The following is a 20,518-nucleotide window of genomic DNA, read 5'->3' on the forward strand; positions in this document are numbered from 1 at the left end:
ATTCCCCCAAGGTGTTAACGGTCCTATTCAATATGGTGTTGGTGTGAAAGCCCATGCGGTTTACTTATCACAATATCAATTACTCCCTTATAACCGCATTGAAGAATACTTTAGTGACCAACTAGGTATTCCGATCAGTGCCGGCAGTTTATTTAACTTTAATGAACAAGCAGCGGCACTAGTAAAGTCATCGGGCGCAGAAGGTATCATCAAAGCGGCATTACAAAGCCCGCATCAAACTTTGCATGTTGATGAGACTGGCATTAATATCGGCGGTAAACGGCGATGGCTTCATGGTGCATCAACGACTTGGTGGACTTATTTTTATCCTCATGAAAAAAGAGGAAAAATAGCGATGGATGAGGCCGGTATTTTACCGCACTTTACCGGTGTGCTATGTCATGACCATTGGAAGCCATATTATCAATATACCCAATGCCAACATGCATTATGTAATGCTCACCACATCCGAGAATTAGAAAGGGCTTGGGAGCAAGACGGCATGCAATGGGCGAAGGATATGCAAACCTTACTTAAAGAAATGAATAAAGCTCAAATAGATAATCCCGACCTAGATAAAGGGGCTAAACAGAAATATCGTGAGCAATATCAAAAAATATTGCTTCAAGGTGACGCTAAATGTCCACCACCAGAAAAAAGTAGCCGAGTGGAAGGTCAGCGAGGCCGATTAAAGCGAACCAAATCCCGAGCATTATTGGAACGACTAAGAGATTATCAAGATGATGTTTTACGTTTCATGATGAGCACTGGCGTGCCATTTACCAACAACCAAGGCGAGAATGATATTAGGATGACCAAGGTTCATCAAAAAATATCGGGGTGTTTTAGAAGTAAGCAAGGAGCTGAAATGTTCTGCTTGCTGAGAAGCTATTTATCGACTTGCAGAAAACAATATGTATCTGCAAGCCTAGCCCTTGAGTTATTATTCAAAAATCAGCTGCCTGATGTATTCATTTCAGATGAGGCTGAATAGTTACACTAAAATTAATTATTCCCATTCGATAGTTGCAGGTGGTTTACCTGAAATATCGTAAACAACACGAGAAATACCATCTATTTCATTGATGATACGGTTTGAAACCACACCTAAAAACTCATAAGGTAAATGTGACCAGCGCGCTGTCATAAAGTCGATTGTTTCCACACAACGAAGTGATACAACCCAATCGTACTTACGTGCATCACCCATAACCCCTACCGATTTAACAGGTAAGAATACAGTAAACGCTTGGCTTACTTTATGGTAAAGCTCAGCTTTGTGAAGCTCTTCGATGAAAATCGCATCAGCGCGGCGTAATAAATCACAGTATTCTTTTTTGATTTCGCCAAGTACACGCACACCTAAACCTGGTCCAGGGAAAGGATGACGGTAAAGCATGTCGTACGGTAAACCTAGCTCTAGGCCAATTTTACGTACTTCATCTTTGAATAATTCACGTAATGGCTCAACAAGGCCCATTTTCATGTCATCTGGTAATCCGCCCACATTGTGGTGAGATTTAATAACATGCGCTTTACCAGTTGCAGATGCCGCTGATTCAATTACATCAGGATAAATTGTACCTTGCGCTAACCATTTTGCATTTTTAAGCTTTTTGGCTTGCTCATCAAATACATTAATAAACGTGTGACCAATGGCTTTACGTTTATCTTCTGGGTCTGACTTACCCGCTAGATCATTTAAAAACTGCTCTTCAGCTTCAACCTTAACAATGTTTAAGCCAAATTTATTACCAAACATGTCCATTACTTGTTGGCCTTCGTTTAAACGAAGTAAACCATTATCAACAAATACACATGTTAGTCTTTCGCCAATTGCACGGTGAATAAGCATAGCCACAACCGATGAATCAACACCACCAGAGAGGCCTAAAATAACTTCGTCATCGCCTACAGTTTCTTTAATACGCTCGATAGCATCATCGATAATTTTTGCAGCAGTCCACAATTTTTCACAGCCACAAATATCAATAGCAAAACGCTCTAATAAGCGCTGACCTTGATGCGTGTGTGTTACTTCTGGGTGAAACTGTACACCGTAAAAACGTTTTTCTTCGTTAGACATTGCAGCATGTGGACAAGTAGATGTTTTAGCTGTTGTTGCAAAACCAGCTGGAATATCCATTACTTTGTCGCCATGGCTCATCCATACGTCGAGTATGCCGTTGCCGCCATCGGTAATGCTGTCTTCAATTGCATCAAATAATGCACAGCTGCCTACTTTTTCTACTTGTGCGTAACCAAACTCTTTTTTATCAGAGCTGTGTACACTTCCGCCAAGTTGAGCTGCCATTGTTTGCATACCGTAGCAAATACCTAGCACAGGCACGCCTGCATTAAATACATACTCAGGAGCGCGCGGGCTGTTTTCAAGTGTTGTTGATTCTGGACCACCAGAAAGAATAATACCTTGTGGGTTGAACTCGCGGATTTGCTCTTCAGTCACATCCCATGCCCAAAGTTCACAGTAAACACCAATTTCACGCACACGGCGGGCGATTAATTGAGTGTATTGTGAACCAAAGTCTAAAATGAGAATTCGTGAATCGTGAATATCTTTGCTCATGGAGTATCTCGTAAAGTCTGATGCTAAATGCCGCTTTGAATACCAATTTTATTAAACATTACTAATTCTTGCAGGCTAAATAACTCTCTAACCACGTTAAAAACTTCTTATTTAGAAGAAACTAAAAATCGAAATTTTTGCCTCGTTATTGAGCCATTTATCTGTCGCAATAATTGACCACTTTATTAATGCAATTGGTATTTATATAAACGACTAAAAAGAGGGCTTGCAAAGCAAGCCCAGTATATTAAATTAATTACGCTGCTTAACCTAAGCGGTAATTTGGTGCTTCTTTAGTGATTTGCACATCATGAACGTGCGACTCACCCATACCTGCTGAAGTAACACGTACAAATTGTGGTTTTGTATTTAGCTCTTCAATTGTTGCACAACCCGTTAAGCCCATAGCGCTTCGTAGGCCGCCCACTTGCTGATGAATAATCGTTGCAATAGGACCTTTGTAAGCTACGCGACCTTCTATACCTTCAGGTACTAACTTGTCTGCTTCGTTTGATTTTTGGAAGTAACGATCTGATGAACCTTCTTTTTGATCCATCGCGCCTAATGAGCCCATACCACGGTAAGATTTGTAATAACGGCCTTGGTATAATTCAACTTCACCTGGTGCTTCTTCAGTACCAGCAAGCAGTGAACCCACCATTACACACGATGCACCAGCAACAAGTGCTTTAACAATATCACCAGAAAAACGAATGCCACCATCAGCAATAACAGGAATGTCGCGACCTTTTAAGCCTTCAACAGCATCTGAAATAGCGGTAATTTGTGGAACGCCACAACCGGTAACAATACGTGTAGTACAGATAGAGCCTGGGCCGATACCTACTTTAACTGCATCCGCTCCGGCATCAGCAAGTGCAATCGCACCTTCAGCTGTTGCTATGTTGCCTGCAATAATTTGTAAGTCTGGGTACTCTTTACGTGTTTTAGTAACACGGTCAATAACACCTTGAGAGTGGCCATGCGATGTATCGATAAGTAAAACATCAATACCCGCTTCTACTAATGCAGCAATACGCTCATCAGTACCTGCACCAACACTTACAGCTGCACCTACACGTAAACGACCTTGGTCGTCTTTACATGCGTCAGGTTTGTCTTGGGCTTTTTGGTAATCTTTTACTGTGATCATGCCTTTAAGTTTAAATTCATCATCAACAACAAGGATTTTTTCAATGCGGTGTTCGTGCATTAAGCCTAAAATTTCTTCGCGTGCTGCGCCTTCTTTAACGGTAACAAGCTTTTCTTTTTTAGTCATAACGGTAGAAACAGGCTGTTCAAGCTTAGTTTCAAAACGCATATCACGACTAGTAACAATGCCTACAAGCACATTATTGCTATCGGTAACCGGAAAGCCTGAAAAACCTTTTTCGTGCGAAAGCTCAATTGCATCTGCAATTGTTAAATCGGCAGTAACCGTTACAGGGTATGAAACAATACCTGCTTCGTAGGTTTTAACTTTACGTACGTTTTTCGCTTGTTCTTCAATAGTCATGTTTTTATGAATAAAACCAAGACCACCTTCTTGCGCAAGGGCAATAGCTAAACGAGCTTCTGTAACAGTATCCATAGATGCTGAAATAAGCGGCAAGTTAAGTTTGATACCACGCGTTAAGCGAGTTGAAATATTTGCCGTGTGTGGCAAAACAGTAGAATGACCAGGTACTAAAAGTACGTCATCAAAGGTAAGAGCTTCTTTAGCGATTCTAAGCATTTTGGCAACTTCTCACATGTGGATCTAAGATAAGGAATTGCGGCCAAATTTTAACAGCGTTGTTGGCATGAGTAAATAATATTTCGCAAATATTTATGATAAAGTAGTGCAATAAATAGTTTTAGGTTGTTTTTTATGTTTTCGAAGCCTTCGCAGACGGTTTACACCGTGTCGCGCCTTAATAGAGAAATTCGCACAATCCTTGAGCAAGGTTTTGCATCTTTAGTGCTCACGGGCGAAATTTCTAACTTTATTACCCCTGCATCCGGCCATTGGTACTTTTCGTTAAAAGACGATAAAGCACAAATTAAAGCCGCTATGTGGCGTGGGAATAATCGCAACCAAAGCTATCGCCCTGCAAATGGCGCGCAAGTTACAGTAAAAGCGCGTGTATCACTTTATGAACCTCGCGGTGACTACCAGCTTATTGTTGAGCATATGGAACCGGCCGGCGAAGGTCAGCTAAAACAAGAATTCGATGCACTTAAAATGCGTTTGGCCGCCGAAGGATTATTTAGCTCTGCGTATAAAAAACCACTTCCGCAAAACATTAATCGTATTGGTGTTATTACCTCTGCAACCGGCGCTGCTATAAAAGATATTTTAACGGTACTTAAACGCCGTGCGCCGCAGCTAGAGGTAATCATTTACCCTGCTATGGTACAAGGCAAAGAAGCACACCTACATTTAATTAATCAAATTGAATTAGCTAATGTTCGTGATGAAGTAGACGTACTTATTTTAGGACGAGGCGGCGGATCACTTGAAGATTTATGGTGCTTTAATCACGAACAGCTCGCACGGGCTATTTTTGAAAGTGAATTACCTATAGTAAGTGCAGTAGGCCATGAAATAGATACAACCATTAGCGATTACGTTGCTGATGTTCGTGCAGCCACTCCATCAGCCGCAGCTGAGCTTGTAAGCCCAAATACGCAAGAGTTACACAACAAAGTAACGCAATTGGTTAATCGTTTATCTAACGCGTTTAAGCACGGTATTGCCGATAAACGCGCATTAGCAACACAGTTACAACACCGCCTTAATTTGTGTCATCCGCGTAATCAGCTTAGTCAAAAATCACAACGTTTGGATGAGCTAAGCATTGCGCTGCAACAAGCTATGCGCAATCGTTTATATCAACAAGAACGCACACTCAATAACTTAACGCCGCGTTTGATGCGCCAATCACCTGATAAAAAACTCGCTTCAGCAAGCCATCAACTCTCGCAATTACAAGCTAGGCTAAACCAAGCTATACAGCATCAGTTACAACAAGCGAATAATAGCTTAGCACTGCAAGCAAGCAGGTTAGACTCGATAAGTCCGCTTAATGTTTTAGCGCGCGGTTATAGCATCACTAAAACACAGCAAGGAAAAGTAGTTAAATCTGTGGGGCAAATTAAAACAGGCGATGTTTTAGTTACAGAGTTAGTCGATGGCTCTATAGAATCACAAATTATTTAAAGCTCTGTACTTAGCAACATTTTAAGTTCGCTATCGCTCGATGTGGAGGTAGTGCTTTTAAATTGTTGCCAAAACTCTTGTTCCATCAACTTATCGTTTAGCTCTCGCCATTGAGCATTACCAAATGTGTCGTTATCAGTGGGGGCGGCAAGTTCAAATTCACATACTGTTTTTTTACATTTTGCACTAACAACGTCAGGAATAATTGATAAATCAGCTGTTAATAAAAAATCTTGTAATGCCATCTCAGTACGATAAGCCCATTCTTCGTCGCGCGTTTGATTTTCAAATTTATCACGTAAAATCTGCTCAAAATCTGAAGGGCTCCTCATTTTCTTTAAAACACTTTTGAGCGCCGCTTTCTGTTCGGCGAGCTGCTGCTTAAGCTGAGTTACTTGCTCTTCTAAAGGTAGTTCATCAAGCATTTGGGTTTCTGAATTGGTTGTTGGCGTGTCTTCAGCGGGCTCTATACTAGCGACTTGCTCAGGTGCTGAACCTGTATTACTCAATACCTCATTACTTTGTTGTTCAGTATGAAGCTTTTTCTGTTTTTCATAACTTGGCTGCGACTTAACAGATTCCGGATAACTTGAAGCTGCATTAAAGTAGCTCCAAGTTAAACCTACACCCGCAATAAACCCAATCCCTAGAGCCAATAAACTATTCTTGTTCATGTTAATTCCTTTTAAGTTTTATTATTTTTAATTACTTATAGCATTGCACTCGTGTGCGATTCGTTTTCAGGCTCAGGATTTGCTAAAAAGTTTTGGTTCATACTTTGCGCCGGACACTCACAATCCGGTCGACCAATAATTTTAGCGGGTACGCCAACAGCGGTTGTGTGTGGTGGAACATTGCTAAGTACAACTGAGCCCGCACCAATTCGTGCGCCCTCACCTACTTCAATATTACCAAGTACTTTAGCGCCGGCGCCAATTAACACGCCCGCTCTAATTTTAGGATGACGATCGCCCTGCTCATTGCCTGTACCGCCAAGCGTTACAGATTGAAGTATTGATACGTTATCTTCAATTACCGCTGTTTCACCAATAACAATACCGGTTGCGTGGTCAAACATAATGCCTTTACCCACTTTACATGCTGGGTGAATATCGACCCCAAACACTTCAGAGTTACGGCTTTGAATAAAGCGCGCTAGCTCTTTGCGATTTTGTTGCCACAAGCAATTAGCCAAACGGTGCGCCTGAATAGCATGAAAACCTTTTAGATTTAATATAACCGTAAGATAGGTTTCTGATGCAGGGTCGCGGTCTTTTACCGCTTTAATATCCTCGGCAACAAAAGATAGCATACGATCACATTTTACAAATGCTTGGTCAAAAAGCTCTCGGATAGTGAATGCAGATACCACCGCATCAGCCAATTTATTAGCAACAATAAAGCTCAATGCCGAACCTAAACAATCATGATTCAAAATGCATGAATAAACATGACTTGCTAATAATGGTTCACGTTTTACTACATCGTTAGCTTCGTCGCGAAGCTGTTGCCAAATTGCATGACGCATAATACTGCACTGCCTTAAGTTGATATAAAATAGCCTTTTCCCAAGTCTAACGGATTTAACCACCAAGGTGTTAATCCCTTAGTTATTTGTTCTGGTTATTAGGTATAACTGTTTATTAAGTTTCATTATTAAATAATAAAAATGCCTCGATGCTTATAGCACCGAGGCATTATTTTAACGCTTAAAAAACACTTAAATTATTGAAATACTTTATCGACTTTCATCACTTCAATATTTTTTGCAGGAATTGCTAATTTATAATCAGCAATCACTTTATCTTCAGCCACTAATTCAGCAGGTTTATTAGTGTTATAAATCATTGGTGATGTTTGCTGCGATGCTAAACGTTTTTGCATATCAGCGCCGTCACCAGTAATAAATACATAGTGAACATTGTCTGTTTGTAAGTTTTCTTTAATAACGCGATTAACATCAGCAAGCGTTAGCGTTTTAAGTTTATTAGTTACGTAACTTACAAAGTTATCAGTGTTGTAAAATTCGCTATCAAGCGCGTAACCTAATTGGCGATTTTGACTTGCAACCATTTGCGGCACAAAGTTAATTAAAAAGTTACGCGTAGCTTCAAAATCACCTTCGCTCATACCATTTTTAATTAGCTTATCTAGCTCAAACAAGGCGGTACGTGTTGCAAAGTGCGCATCGTTATTAGAGCGAAGTGGGCGTAACCACACTTGAAATATTTGCTCTGAGCGCCCTAGGTTTGCATCTGGCTTGGTTTGAAACATACCACGTGGAAAGTATTCAATGTATGCGTAATCGCCATAGTTCATGCCGCGAGTTTCACGAATGCGCTCATATAAAAAGCTGTTAGAACTACGGTGCTCACCAAAGTACGAACGCACAAGCCAAAGGGCTGTCCAGTCTTCACTGCTTCTAATTGTATCAATAGGAAAACCAAACGATACAGCAGTCGATTGCGCCGATTTTTCTACAATCGTTGCATGATGACCTTTAAGCACTGGCGCATCAGGAATACTTAAACGGCTTTGCTCACCTTTTGGTAGCGTTGCAAAATCGCTCATCATTTTAGCTTTAAGGTTTGCAGGCACAGCCCCAATTAAGCCAACCGTGAGTTTAGATTGCGTAAGCTCGCTGTTATAAAACGCTTTAACATCATCTAGCGTCAACGCTTCTAAATCCGAAATATCACCGTAGTTGTAACTTTCGTAAGGGTGATTTTTGTAAAGTGCACTGTATAGCACTTCTTTGCCTAGCTCTTCATCGTTAGATGCTTTTAAGCCTGACTTAATACCGTCGATCATTTCTTTTTTAAGGCGTTTAAAGTCGTCATCTCTAAAACCTGGGTTTAATAATTGCTCGCTCACAAGTGAATACCACTGCGCTGCATTGTCTTTATGAATACGTCCTTGGAACGACAGCATTTCTTTATCTATTTGATAGCCAAAGCTACCCGCAAGCGGATAAAGTGCTTTTTGAATATCTTTATAGCTTATCGCCTCTGAGCCACCTTGTGCAAGCATAGCCGCAGTGAGCGCAGCAACACCTTTTTTGCCTTGTGGGTCGGCAGCCGCACCGGTATTGAATAAAAAGTTAACATCAATTAATGGCGAGCTATTCGTTTTATCAAGCACTTTAAATGCAGGTGCCGCAGATGCTTGTTCAAGTTTTGCAGTAAGCGCATTTAAATCAACTTCTTGCTCAAAACCTGGGGCTTTATCAAGTGCCGACATAGTTAATGTGGTACGTGCGTTATCGGTAAAGTATTTATTAGCAACGGCTTTAATATCTGCGCTGGTAATGTTATCTGCCGATTTATACAGCTGGTTTATAACCTCAGGATCGCGCTCAAAATGCATGTAGCTGGCAAGGGTTGATGCAATCGCTTGCGACGAATCAAGACCATTAATAAAGCTGTATTTAAGATTCGATTTCAAATCACTCAGTTTTTGACCATCAACAAGTTCAGTGCGTGCTTTTGCATAAGTTCGGTTAATTGCATCGCGTGCAGTGACTAAATCGTCTGCGTTTTCTACTTTAACAAATACGTGTAATAAACCCGGATCTTTAGTCTCTGGGTTATAGGCAAACATTTGGCTGGCAATTTGTTTGTCGACCACTAGCTCTTGATATAAATCAGAGTTATTTGAAAAATAAAGCTGTGAGATTAAATCAAGCGCCGCTCTGTCTTTTTTAGCAGGCTCCCACGCAGCGCCTTTGTACGATACAAGCAACCAATGCCCTGGTAGTGCTTCATCTTGCTGGTGCAAATATTTTGGCGCTTGTTGAACAGGCTCAGCTTTAATATCGGCAACATAGTTACCTTTTTTCCAGCTACCCCAATGCTTTTTAACCATTGCCATTGTAGCTTTTGGCTCTACATCGCCCACAATAACAAGTGACACATACTCAGGCTTATAAAATTTAGCAAAAAACTCTTTTCCGTACGCCATTTGATCAGGCATGGCTTCTATGTCTTTAAAAAAGCCCATAGTGGTGTGTTTATACGTGTGCTTATCAAACGCTTCTTCGCGTACAGCGCTTAATAATTTACGAATTGGGCTCGCGTTGTTTTTTAAGTACTCACCTTTTACCGTTTGCGCTTCGGTTCTAAATTGCTCTTCGGTGTAGGTTAAGTTTTGAAAAATATCAGCTTCTAGCTCAAGTACTTTATCAAGATGCTGCTTTGAAAAGTTTAAATGGTAATTTGTGTAATCGTTTGTTGTATATGCGCGGTTATCAACACCTGAATTTTTTAATATGTCTGAGTACACATCTTCAGGGTATTTTTGTGAGCCTTTAAACATCATGTGTTCAAAAAAGTGAGCAAAGCCTGTTTTGCCCTCTTCAACTTCGTTACGCGACCCTACCGATACCGGAATTTGCAGCGACACTACATCAGGGTAATCGGTTTTAACAACCATGACACGTAAGCCGTTTTCTAGCTCTTCAATTAAGTAATCTTGTGAAAAAACACGGTCATCAGCTTTATTTACTTGTTCTTGTTGTGCTGTTGTTTGCGTGCTTTGGTTTTGTTGCATGGCGCAACCCGTTAACGCCAGTGATACCGCTAAGCTGGTTGCTAATAATTTAAATTTCATTGTTGTCCCTTTTTAAATTGAGCAAATTTGTTATCAGATTTAACTCTTTAATTATGCCCCAAAGCCAATAAATATAAGAGCCCCAAGGGAATTTATTATGTAAACAACTGTGTCAATTATAAATTATGGGAACAAGCACAATGAATAAACATCATGTTAGTTGAAAAACTTTCACTAAATAAATCTATCTAGACGTCTAAATGGCTGCTATATTAAATCCATCTAAACAAACTTAGCTGGAATGAGGATTATGGCTTTATCACTAAAAGAGAAGATAGTGGACACCAACCAAGGTGTTTATCTTATTGGTACTACCCCGCCTAAAATTGGCACCGATAAAGCGCAATTAAAAATCATTGCAGAAAAGCTATTAGGTCGCTTACACGAAATTGAATACGACGGCGTGATAATTTACGACATTCAAGACGAAAGCAGCCGCACTAATCAAGACCGCCCATTTGCGTTTAAACAAACCGTTGATCCGCGTGAATACAGCCATTTACTTCGTAATTTATCTGCACAAGATGTGATTACTTATAAAAGTGTGGCGCAGCGTGGCGTAGGCGAATTTAAAGATTGGCTAAGTAAAACTAAAAACGACTACGATTTACAAAATGTTGTTTTAGTAGGTAGCCCATCATCGATAGGCGATATAAAGCTAAGCCTGCCAGATGCGTATAAAGCATTGGCTGAGCAATCAGATGATTTCTTTTTAGGTGGCGTTACGATTGCTGAGCGCCATTCAAGTAAACGAAATGAGCACGAACGATTAATAGAAAAAACAGCACAAGGTTGTCAGTTTTTTATATCGCAAGCTGTTTACGACGCACAAGCTACTATAGAGCTAATTACTAGCTACGCACGTACATGTAAAGCACAAGGGATTACACCTCAACGTATTATATTAACGTTTACCCCGTGCGGCGGCGAAAAAACCTTAGACTTTATGCAATGGTTGGGTATCTCAGTGCCAGAGGCAACTAAATGGCGCATGCTTGATGCAGACAATACATTAAGCGAATCAGTCCGTATTTGCCGCGAAAACCTCGACTTAATACTTAAAAGCTGTGCGCATTTAGATGTACCGCTGGGCCTAAATATTGAAAGCTTAACAAACCGTAAAGAAGAAATTGACGCGTCAATTAACCTATACCGTTTATTAAAAGCCATTATGGAATTAAACCTTGCGGAAAAGCTAATAGCTTAAAGACTAGGTTAGAGCTAATTAACACCCTTCTTGGCAAGCCTAATGGCTTGCTTTTTTATGTCCGTTCTTTGAAAAATTAATTAATAAATACAAGTAAAAATTTGCAGCTTAAGCTATCCATGAAAGCTATTTTTGGTTATTACTCTCAAGCCTTTTTAAGGCAAACCCCATAGAGGAGCACATAACACCAAAAATTATTCCCTCATTAGATATAAATCTAATGCTAGGAAACGTTTCAAATAAGCTTATTATTGCTAAGGAAAAAATAAAACCTATCGCAGAAAAAACCAGCCAAGTTTGTGTGGCATGAGTCATGACGAACCTCCTTTTATTGTGCTTTTTTAGCGAGCTTGTACGCTTGTTTATTTTTATACATTGCGTGGTCTGCATCACTTAATAGCGCTTCAAAGGGCTGCTTTTGTTTATTAGTAAAACTATAACCAATACTAAGCGATAAATCGCAAACGTCTTCTTTGAGTAAGGCTTTTGAACACTCAGTCGAAATTTTATCCATGATGTAGTTAATTTTGCTTTTATCGCTTACTTGCATTACTGCAACAAACTCATCGCCACCTAAGCGCCCTACTATATCAGCATCTCTTAAATGCGTTTTTAGCGTATCTGCCAATATAATTAAGGCTTTGTCGCCCACTTCATGTCCGCAGGTGTCGTTTAATTTTTTAAAGTCGTTTATATCAATAAACAAACAACACACGTCAAAGCCTAAACGTAGCGCTAAGTTAAGTTTTTGCTGGGCTAATAAGTTAAGTGCTCGGCGGTTATAAATATTCGTTAATGAGTCTAACATGGCTATTTCGCGCATTTGCTCATAGCTATACACAAGCGCTAGGTCGTCTTCAATTAAATCGCGTAGTTGCTCTATGAGTTCAAAGTATTCATCGGTATAGCTTGTTTTTTTAGTGTCTTTTAAACATAGCGTGCCAAATACTTCGCCTTCAGGCCAATGAATAGGTAAACCTAGGTAGGATTCAACACCATCTTCAACTACTTCTGGTAGGGTGTTCCATGCATCGTTATTGCTTGCATCATTAACATATAAAATATTTTTAGTTTCAGCAACGTACCGACAAAACAGAGGTGTTTGAGGAGGGAGTATAGGATTGGTCTCAAAGTTAGATCCACCTTCGTTGCTTCTAATAACAACGCGATAGCCTTTGCTTGTTGCCTGAACTATATAACCAGACGGGGCTGAAAAAAGCCCCGTTATAAGGTCGATTGTTTTTTGCCATTTATGCAAAGATATTTGGCCATCAATACCAGAAAATGCCCATTGATCAATTTCAAACATTGCTTTACCTCGGCTATTTAGTAGCTCCAGTATAGGCAAGAAAGCAAAGTAAAAGCTATTATTTACGACGTCTACTTGGCTCTCTTTTACCAGTGATGCGTTTTTTATCGCGATCTTTTCGCGACTTGTTAGTATTTTTACGATTATCTTTTGGCTTTTTATTAGGATCTGGCTCGTAACCTTCTAACCACTGCGGCGTTAAACGCGTATCGAGTAGTACTTCAATTTCTTCTAGCAGCCATTGCTCATCAAGACTTACCAGCGACATAGCAAGTCCTTGTTCGCCAGCACGACCTGTACGGCCAATACGGTGCACGTAATCCTCGGCAATGTACGGTAGTTCAAAGTTAATTACGTATCTAAGTGTAGAAATATCTAAACCACGCGCAGCTACATCGGTTGCAACAAGTACGCGTGTAATACCTTCTTTAAAGTTTTGCAATGCACGGTCGCGTGCGCCTTGCGATTTGTCGCCATGGATTGATTCGGTTTTTAAACCGTCTTTACACATTTCTTTAGCAAGCTGATCAGCCATTTGTTTTGTGCGAGTAAAAATAAGCACTTGGCGCCAGTTTTTCATACCAATCATGTGCGATACAAGTTCGCGCTTACGATCCTCATCTACAGCGTAAATAACTTGCTCTACTTCAACTGCGGCTGAGTTACGTTTATCAACTTCAATTAGTTCTGGGTTTTTAAGTAACTTTTTACTGAGTTCAAACACGCTGTCATCAAACGTAGCTGAAAATAGTAAAGTTTGGCGATCGCCCGGGATATGTCGCAATATACGTCTAATTTCATCAATAAAGCCCATATCAAGCATGCGGTCAGCTTCGTCAAACACTAAGGAGTCTACGCTTGAAAGTACCACACTGCCTTTAACTATATGATCAAGCAAACGCCCAGGTGTTGCCACTATAACTTGCGCTGTTTTAAGTGCTTTTATTTGAGGGCCAATACTTGCGCCACCATAGGCTAAAGCGCCATTGATATTAGTGCCTTGTGCGTACTTTTCAAAGCTTGCAAATACTTGCTGAGCAAGCTCACGGGTTGGCGTTAAAATGACTACACGTGCAAGGCCTTGCTCATCTTTTTTATGGGTATTTAAAAGCTTATGTAATAAAGGTAAAACAAAGGCGGCAGTTTTACCCGTTCCTGTTTGCGCGCTGCCCATTACATCACTTCCGGCTAAAATAGGCGGAATAGTTCTAATCTGAATTGCGGTTGGTTGAGTGTAATTATTTTGCTCAATCGCTGTTAATAATAACGGGTCGAGATTAAGTGATGAGAACGTAGTGGCAGACATAGGCTTAGCTTTAAAATAACAAAGAGCGCTATTGTACGCATATTACTGTACTGCGTAAATTAACCAGTCCAGAAAAGTATTTAATCGTGGTTGCTCACTTTCGCTTTAGCGCTAAAACAATAAAAAAACCAATAAAAAAGGCGCTAAATAACAGCTGTATTTAGCGCCTTTTATAATTTGCTGTAGCTTTATGCTGGCTTTAGTGTCGCTTTACGCTCGTTGTAAAACGCTATTAAATCGTCAACTGTTGCTTGGCAGTATTCGCGTATACCCGAAACCACCATGTGCTTTTCACCACTACCCACTTTAACGCCGTTTTCCAACAGGTTAAAACGTAGTGTGATTTTTCCGCGCTTACCAGCATACTCAAAACTAGGCTCTGCAAACTCAAGTTCTGGTTCTGTAATATCAAGATTATCAAGATTGATAAGCATTGATTCGTAAATCACCATCGGACGAGCAGGGTTTATCATTACCTCTTGCTTACCCATTAATGGAATAATTACATGCGGAAAAGTAGTACCAGAAAACTCAACATAATTTTTTATAAGACTATTAGTTAATGCTGGGCATTGGCTGGTTTTACCGCTGCGCTTTACCTTTAAAATTACTTTTTCGCCATTGGTTACATCAAACTCATCAGCTCCCTCAGGAAAATTAAGTTTGGTGTTTTCATCAACCATACCGGCAAAAGTAAATTCCATTTGTTCACTAATACCGTAGCGGTCTAGTACCAATGAAAAAAGTAAGTCTCCTGGCGCGCAAAACTTTTTGGCATCTTTGTCGTGAAGTGGATTGTAATCGTCGGCAACGCATTTAGCGAATCGACAACCCTGCTCACGAGAGATAGAAACATAATCAGCATGCTGCTGAAAAAAAGGACTTAACATAGTTTGTTCACTGCTTAAACTGCTTATAACCTATCTATATTACCAGAAAAAAAATATTGAGAGGTCGAATCTGTTAGATTAATGGCTAAATAAAACAGAGCAATAAAAAACAATGACTTTTTATTTATTAGCGCTATCAATTATATGTGTTTTTCCGTACTGCAAAATATCAATAATGCGACAACCCCTTTGGCACTACTTACTAGCTTTAGGTGTTGTAAGTGCGTATTTTCAAGGTTATATAAATTTATATGCTCTCCTGTTCACTGGGCTTTACGTTGTTTTATACTACTGTGTGCTAAATACAAAGCGGGCAATAATACGCGCTATATTAAGTACTGTTTTTATAGTTTCCTCATTGGCATTAGCACTTCATTGGGTACCTGGTTTTAATAACCTCCCTATTGTTATAGACGAGCGTATTACAAGCGATGCGATTACTTTTACCCTTTATGCTAACTTTGATAAAGCTATGGCTGGGTTATTCCTTTGTGCTTACTTTTATTCGAGTAAAAAAGCTTTAAAAGCAGGCCCATTAAACGTTAAACAACCTATTTTTATAATTATTGCTACTGTTTTAACTTCGCTCACTGCGGCTTTAACACTTGGACTTGTAAGCTTTAACCCAAAAGTGCCCAACTTTTGGTTAGCCTTTATTGCTATTAATCTTTTATTTACCTGTGTAGCTGAGGAAGCTTTGTTTAGAGGTTTATTACAAACCAAACTTAGCCAAATAATCACATCTCCTCGCCTAGCGCTACTTGCCCCAATAATGACAGCAGCAGTGTTTGCTTTGGCGCATTTTGCTGGAGGATTTAACTATGTATTGGTTTCATTTATTGCAGGCTTAGGATATAGCTATATTTTTTATAAAACGCAGCGCTTAGCGTGGGCTATTTTATGCCATTGGTTAGTTAATGTTTGCCACTTCTTTTTGTTTACTTACCCTATGCTCAGTAAAATCTAAATACATTTACAAATGCTAACAATTTACCTGTTGGCAAACATTGCCAGCATTTGATTTTGTTAGTAATTTACTACTTTAAATAATAAATTAAAGGACTAATAAATATGCCACGTTTTATAATGACAATAACAGTGCTGGCCACAATAACGGGTTGTTCAGGCATGACTTATCATACAGATATAGACAACGGTGTTTTATCTCAAGAAATTGGCACCTACGTTAATAAAAGAGATTTACAGCAATTTTATAGCGACCAAGAAGCACACGAAAGTGGCGCAACACTTTTAGGCCGAATAGAAGGTGAAAGCTGTGATGGCGACGGTATGGGTAACAATAATGTAAGTTACAATCGCTCTAAATCAAACGCGATTGATTTACTTAAAGCTGATGCTATGCGCAGGGGCGGGAATGCTTTTACTATTAATTCTTGTAGTGGAACGTCTGTATCGTACTGCGACTTATCTGTTTTATGCACCGGACAGGCCTACGACTATTAATAAGTAAAAGTGCAAATTATATATTAACCGCAAAGCTCAGTAGCACACGCTTTCCAGACTCGATTTTAGATACGCTGTGTTCGTACTTATCGGGTCTGAACAAATACACGCGATTAAATAAATTTATAATGCATTTTGAGCATTTAAATACCCCACCCGCTTTAGGTTTCTCTAATACAAAATTCAGCTTGTAATAGCGCCCTTGCTGCACAGGGTCAATATGGTTCATTACGCTATGATTAGTTGGGTAAGTAACAAGGTTTATCGAAAATGTGTTACTGCTAAAAATGGCTTTGTTTTTTACAGGTGCAATCATACTGCCTCCTATGAGTTTATATGCCGCATTGTAGCATTTAGTAAATTATGAATACTTTAGTTAAACAATATCAAAATACGATGTCATATAGCTAAACAGCCTGAAACAAAAAAGCCGAACTTATTTTACTAAGCTCGGCTTTTAAAAGTACATTGTTTAGCAATTATGCACTTGGGTATTCGCGGTACGCACGCTCTATATTTTTAGCCTGCTTTTTAGAAATACCTAAATGAGCAAGCGCTACACGTAAACGAGCACGTGATAAGTCAGAGCCTAATATTTCCATGGCATCAAGCACTGACGTACTTGATGTTTTGCCTGTAATTGCGACAAAAATTGGCTCTAAAAAGTCTTTAATTTTAAGCTCGTGGAATGTAGCCACTTCTTTTGCAATTGCAAAAATAGCGGGCTTATCAAAGCTACGCAAGCCTTCAAGCTGCCATACAAAAAATTGTAGCGCTTGGCGAATTACGTTTTCGTCTGCTTTGCCGGCTGTTAATAACGCAGGATCGTAAGTTGGAATTCCGCCTACAAAGTGCCCTGCTAGTTCAACCATATCCGACAGTGTATTAATACGTGTTTTAACTTCTGGTAATATTTTAGCGAGCATTTCGCCGTTAAACTTCCAATCAACAAAGCGCTGAATTAACTGTTCGTCGGTTAGGTTTTCGCGGATCCACATGCCGTTTAACCAGCTTAGTTTATCTACGTCAAATACCGGACCACCAAGCGATACACGCTTCATGTCAAAGTTTTCAATCATTTCATTAAGTGTGAATTTTTCACGCTCATCTGGCATTGACCAACCCATACGACCTAAGTAGTTAAGTACGGCTTCTGGCAGGTAACCCATTTCTTTATAGTAGTTAATAGACGTTGGATTTTTACGCTTAGATAGCTTTGATTTATCTGGGTTACGTAGTAATGGTAAATGACCAAGTACCGGCGCTTCCCAACCAAAATCTTCGTAAAGTTTTAATAACTTAGGTGCTGAGTTAATCCACTCTTCGCCACGGAAAATATGACTAATTTGCATATGGTGGTCATCAACTACGTTCGCTAAAAAGTACGTTGGGAAACCATCCGCTTTTAAAAGCACTTGCATGTCTACGTTTTCCCACGGGATCTCAATTTCATCTCGTAGGTAGTCGTTAAACTTAAATGTGCCTTCGCTTGGGATTTTCATACGTATAACGTAAGGTTTGCCTGCCGCTAAGTTTGCTTTAATTTCTTCATCTGTATGGTTTAAACCACGACCGTCGTATTTAGGGCGCAAGCCTTCTGCCATTTGCTCTTCACGCATTTGATCAAGCTCTTCGCTTGTTGCAAAGCAGTAAAACGCTTTACCATCGTCAACTAACTGATGCGCGTATTTTTTATATAAATCGCTACGCTCAGATTGACGGTAAGGACCAAATTCGCCACCCACATCAGGACCATGATCCCACTCAAGCCCTAACCAGCGTAAGCTATCCATAATCGCAAGTTCAGACTCTGGCGTGCTACGTACTTGGTCTGTATCTTCAATACGAAGTACAAATTCACCGCCTTGTTGTTTAGCAAAACAGTAGTTAAATAAGGCGATATAAGCGGTGCCAAGATGCGGGTCACCAGTTGGCGACGGGGCAACACGGGTGCGAATTGTCATGGTAAATTCTCTTTAAATAAGTGAGATAATAAAAGTGGTTTATGCAGCTACTTTGTTTAAGTAAGCAATAATATCGTTTGATTCATACAGCCATTGTACTTGGCCATTTTTCTCTATACGCAGACAAGGCACTTTAACTTTGCCGCCTTGTTCAAGAAGCTCTTGACGATATTGCTCATTATTTTTTGCATCACGCGTTTCTATGTTTAAGCCTTCGCGCTTAATGGCGCGACGTACTTTTACACAAAACGGGCATGCTTTAAATTGGTACAGTTTAAATTGTGAGGTTTGCTGATCAAGCTGTGCTTGCTCGTCGCTTGCACGCTTTTTACTGCGAGGAGTAAATACAAAATTAAAGAATAAGATTATACAACCTAAAAACCAACGAACTAATTTCATGTTCTGTGCTCTGCTTACAACAATTTAAGGAGCCAGATTTTAGCACAAATTTACAATCAAAAAAGCTCAATACTGTTATCTATCTTTGGTTCGTTATTAACTTCTAATTCACTGTAGGAGGCAACTCTATTACGACCAGCATTTTTAGAGTAGTAAAGCGCTAAATCAGCCTGGTTTACAATACTCGATACAGTATCAATACTCAATAACTCTAAAAAACCAATGCTAATGGTTAATTGGCCAATTTGTGGAAAAGGGTATTGGGCAACATTAAGGCGTAACCGGTTAAGTGCAACATGTGCATCACCCTCTGTTTCTGCTTGAAATAACATAGCAAATTCTTCACCACCATACCTAAATACATAGTCTTCTATTCTAAAATTATTTTTTAGTAGCCGTGCAATAAGTAAAATAACCTCATCGCCAATTACATGCCCGTAGTTATCATTAATATTTTTAAAGTTGTCGATATCGGCAATAGCTAAATACCAACGTCGCTTTTTATTGTTATCATTTCTTGGTAACAAAAAACCGTTACCCGATACAATCTCAATTACTTTTTTATCAAATGTTTGCCTATTTAAAAGCTCTGTAAGTGGATCTAACCGCGACTTATATAATAGCCCAAGCTGATTAGCATAAATATTTAAAATATGTACAGCTAACATAGTTGTTCGTTCTGGTAATTCTTGCTCGGTTTCTATTAATAAAGTGCCGACTACTTTTCCAAAATGATAAATAGGCACGTAACTTGTAGTACTACTAAAGGCATAGCTCACCCTAATTTTATTTTGAGTGACCTTTTGTAATAACAATGATGCTTCATCTGGGCTTAATTGCTCTAAATTACTATTTGAATTTATAAGAGTAGGGGGTATGGGGGCTGAAAAATTTTTATTGACGTAAATGGCAAAATTATCAACTTCGAGCAAGTCGCCAATTATTTGTATTAATGCGCTATCTAAATCACTTTCTTCCTCTTGCTGGGTAAGCTTAATAATCCATTCGTGCCCACACTTATTTGCCTTCATTACACTGCCTAAACTAATTAAACTTTTATTAGTCTAGACAATACTCATGAATTTACTAAGTTATGAGGTAATACTTATTAACTAATCCTTTAGAACAGGTATTAAAGTAATACTAAGTCGTCGCGATGCAATACTTCTGCGCCACTATCGTAATCGAGTAATTGGCCTATTTGACTAGAGTGCGCACCCTTTATTTTATTTACCTCAACGCTACTAAATCGCGTTAAGCCCCGTGCAATCACTTGATTTTTAGTATCTATTAAATCAATTAAATCACCGCGTTCAAAACGTCCAAATGCATTAGTAACGCCTTTAGCGAGTAAACTTGCGCCTTTATTTTGAAGGGCGCCAATAGCACCTGTATCAATAACAATTTGACCGGTACTTTTAGGCCCGGCTAGTAACCATTTTTTACGGCCATCTTTTGGGGCGGTGAGTTTTAAAAAACGCGTGCCTGGTAACTCGTCACTCATACATTTTAAAATAACGTTTTTACCTGCACCTTTAGCAATAATAACTTCAACGCCTGCGCGCCTTGCAATATCGGCGGC

The 20,518-nt window shown here is 39.5% G+C and carries 19 protein-coding genes; 5 read left to right on the plus strand and 14 right to left on the minus strand.

Features of this window, described 5'->3' with window-relative positions; translation table 11 throughout:
• Positions 1-994: IS66 family transposase (locus tag L655_RS0119875; protein WP_024605193.1), on the plus strand; the 994-nt coding region annotated here is incomplete at its 5' end.
• Positions 995-1,009: 15 nt separating this feature from the next.
• On the opposite strand, the gene guaA is transcribed toward L655_RS0119875, so the two are convergent.
• Positions 1,010-2,587: a glutamine-hydrolyzing GMP synthase gene (gene guaA / locus L655_RS0119880; RefSeq protein WP_024606053.1), complete on the minus strand. Its 1,578-nt coding sequence runs from the start codon at positions 2,585-2,587 to the stop codon at positions 1,010-1,012.
• A gap of 265 nt (positions 2,588-2,852) precedes the next feature.
• Complete coding sequence (gene guaB, locus L655_RS0119885; RefSeq protein WP_002958783.1) at positions 2,853-4,322, minus strand: IMP dehydrogenase; 1,470 nt, start codon at positions 4,320-4,322, stop codon at positions 2,853-2,855.
• A 135-nt stretch (positions 4,323-4,457) separates the two neighbouring features.
• On the opposite strand from guaB, the gene xseA reads away from it, so the two are divergent.
• Positions 4,458-5,789 (plus strand): exodeoxyribonuclease VII large subunit, encoded by a 1,332-nt coding sequence (gene xseA, locus L655_RS0119890; protein ID WP_024606054.1) that lies wholly within the window; start codon positions 4,458-4,460, stop codon positions 5,787-5,789.
• Here the strand turns inward: xseA and L655_RS0119895 are convergent.
• The 3 genes from L655_RS0119895 to L655_RS0119905 all read right to left on the minus strand — a co-directional run bounded on the left by L655_RS0119895 (position 5,786) and on the right by L655_RS0119905 (position 10,397).
• Positions 5,786-6,463 carry a hypothetical protein gene (locus L655_RS0119895; protein ID WP_024606055.1) on the minus strand — a complete coding sequence of 226 codons (678 nt, stop codon included), beginning with the start codon at positions 6,461-6,463 and terminating at the stop codon, positions 5,786-5,788. The genes xseA and L655_RS0119895 overlap by 4 nt on opposite strands.
• 35 nt (positions 6,464-6,498) lie before the next feature.
• Complete coding sequence (gene cysE, locus L655_RS0119900; RefSeq protein ID WP_024606056.1) at positions 6,499-7,317, minus strand: serine O-acetyltransferase; 819 nt, start codon at positions 7,315-7,317, stop codon at positions 6,499-6,501.
• 197 nt (positions 7,318-7,514) lie between these two features.
• A complete protein-coding gene (locus L655_RS0119905; protein ID WP_024606057.1) occupies positions 7,515-10,397 on the minus strand; it encodes a pitrilysin family protein in 2,883 nt (960 codons plus the stop codon).
• Between the two features lie 250 nt (positions 10,398-10,647).
• Here L655_RS0119905 and L655_RS0119910 point away from each other — a divergent pair, with 250 nt between their 5' ends.
• On the plus strand, positions 10,648-11,604 hold the full coding sequence (locus L655_RS0119910) for a methylenetetrahydrofolate reductase (RefSeq protein WP_024606058.1): 957 nt from the start codon (positions 10,648-10,650) through the stop codon (positions 11,602-11,604).
• A 126-nt stretch (positions 11,605-11,730) separates the two neighbouring features.
• On the opposite strand, the gene L655_RS0119915 is transcribed toward L655_RS0119910, so the two are convergent.
• The 4 genes from L655_RS0119915 to L655_RS0119930 form a co-directional block, all read right to left on the minus strand.
• Positions 11,731-11,919, minus strand: coding sequence for a hypothetical protein (locus L655_RS0119915; protein WP_024606059.1), 189 nt, complete (start codon positions 11,917-11,919; stop codon positions 11,731-11,733).
• A 13-nt stretch (positions 11,920-11,932) separates the two neighbouring features.
• On the minus strand, positions 11,933-12,913 hold the full coding sequence (locus L655_RS0119920; RefSeq protein WP_024606060.1) for a sensor domain-containing diguanylate cyclase: 981 nt from the start codon (positions 12,911-12,913) through the stop codon (positions 11,933-11,935).
• A 58-nt stretch (positions 12,914-12,971) separates the two neighbouring features.
• Positions 12,972-14,219 carry a DEAD/DEAH box helicase gene (locus tag L655_RS0119925; RefSeq protein WP_024606061.1) on the minus strand — a complete coding sequence of 416 codons (1,248 nt, stop codon included), beginning with the start codon at positions 14,217-14,219 and terminating at the stop codon, positions 12,972-12,974.
• A gap of 188 nt (positions 14,220-14,407) precedes the next feature.
• Positions 14,408-15,109: a DUF3581 domain-containing protein gene (locus tag L655_RS0119930; RefSeq protein WP_024598641.1), complete on the minus strand. Its 702-nt coding sequence runs from the start codon at positions 15,107-15,109 to the stop codon at positions 14,408-14,410.
• A 358-nt stretch (positions 15,110-15,467) separates the two neighbouring features.
• Here L655_RS0119930 and L655_RS0119935 point away from each other — a divergent pair, with 358 nt between their 5' ends.
• A complete protein-coding gene (locus tag L655_RS0119935; RefSeq protein WP_240917456.1) occupies positions 15,468-16,076 on the plus strand; it encodes a CPBP family intramembrane glutamic endopeptidase in 609 nt (202 codons plus the stop codon).
• 104 nt (positions 16,077-16,180) lie between these two features.
• On the plus strand, positions 16,181-16,573 hold the full coding sequence (locus tag L655_RS0119940; protein WP_024606063.1) for a hypothetical protein: 393 nt from the start codon (positions 16,181-16,183) through the stop codon (positions 16,571-16,573).
• A 16-nt stretch (positions 16,574-16,589) separates the two neighbouring features.
• Here L655_RS0119940 and L655_RS0119945 read toward each other — a convergent pair whose 3' ends face one another.
• From L655_RS0119945 to L655_RS0119965, 5 genes are all read right to left on the minus strand, one after another.
• Positions 16,590-16,889: a hypothetical protein gene (locus tag L655_RS0119945; protein WP_024606064.1), complete on the minus strand. Its 300-nt coding sequence runs from the start codon at positions 16,887-16,889 to the stop codon at positions 16,590-16,592.
• A 163-nt stretch (positions 16,890-17,052) separates the two neighbouring features.
• Positions 17,053-18,537 carry a glutamate--tRNA ligase gene (gene gltX, locus L655_RS0119950; RefSeq protein WP_024606065.1) on the minus strand — a complete coding sequence of 495 codons (1,485 nt, stop codon included), beginning with the start codon at positions 18,535-18,537 and terminating at the stop codon, positions 17,053-17,055.
• 39 nt (positions 18,538-18,576) lie between these two features.
• Entirely contained in the window at positions 18,577-18,936 is a 360-nt protein-coding gene (locus tag L655_RS0119955; protein ID WP_002961611.1) for a glutaredoxin domain-containing protein, read from the minus strand.
• A 56-nt stretch (positions 18,937-18,992) separates the two neighbouring features.
• Positions 18,993-19,967: a GGDEF domain-containing protein gene (locus tag L655_RS0119960; protein WP_024606066.1), complete on the minus strand. Its 975-nt coding sequence runs from the start codon at positions 19,965-19,967 to the stop codon at positions 18,993-18,995.
• Between the two features lie 101 nt (positions 19,968-20,068).
• Positions 20,069-20,518, minus strand: a 450-nt coding sequence (locus L655_RS0119965; protein WP_024606067.1) for a PUA domain-containing protein, incomplete at its 5' end; no start/stop codon positions are given.

The organism is Pseudoalteromonas sp. TAE79 (genome assembly GCF_000498015.1).
Classification (GTDB): domain Bacteria; phylum Pseudomonadota; class Gammaproteobacteria; order Enterobacterales; family Alteromonadaceae; genus Pseudoalteromonas.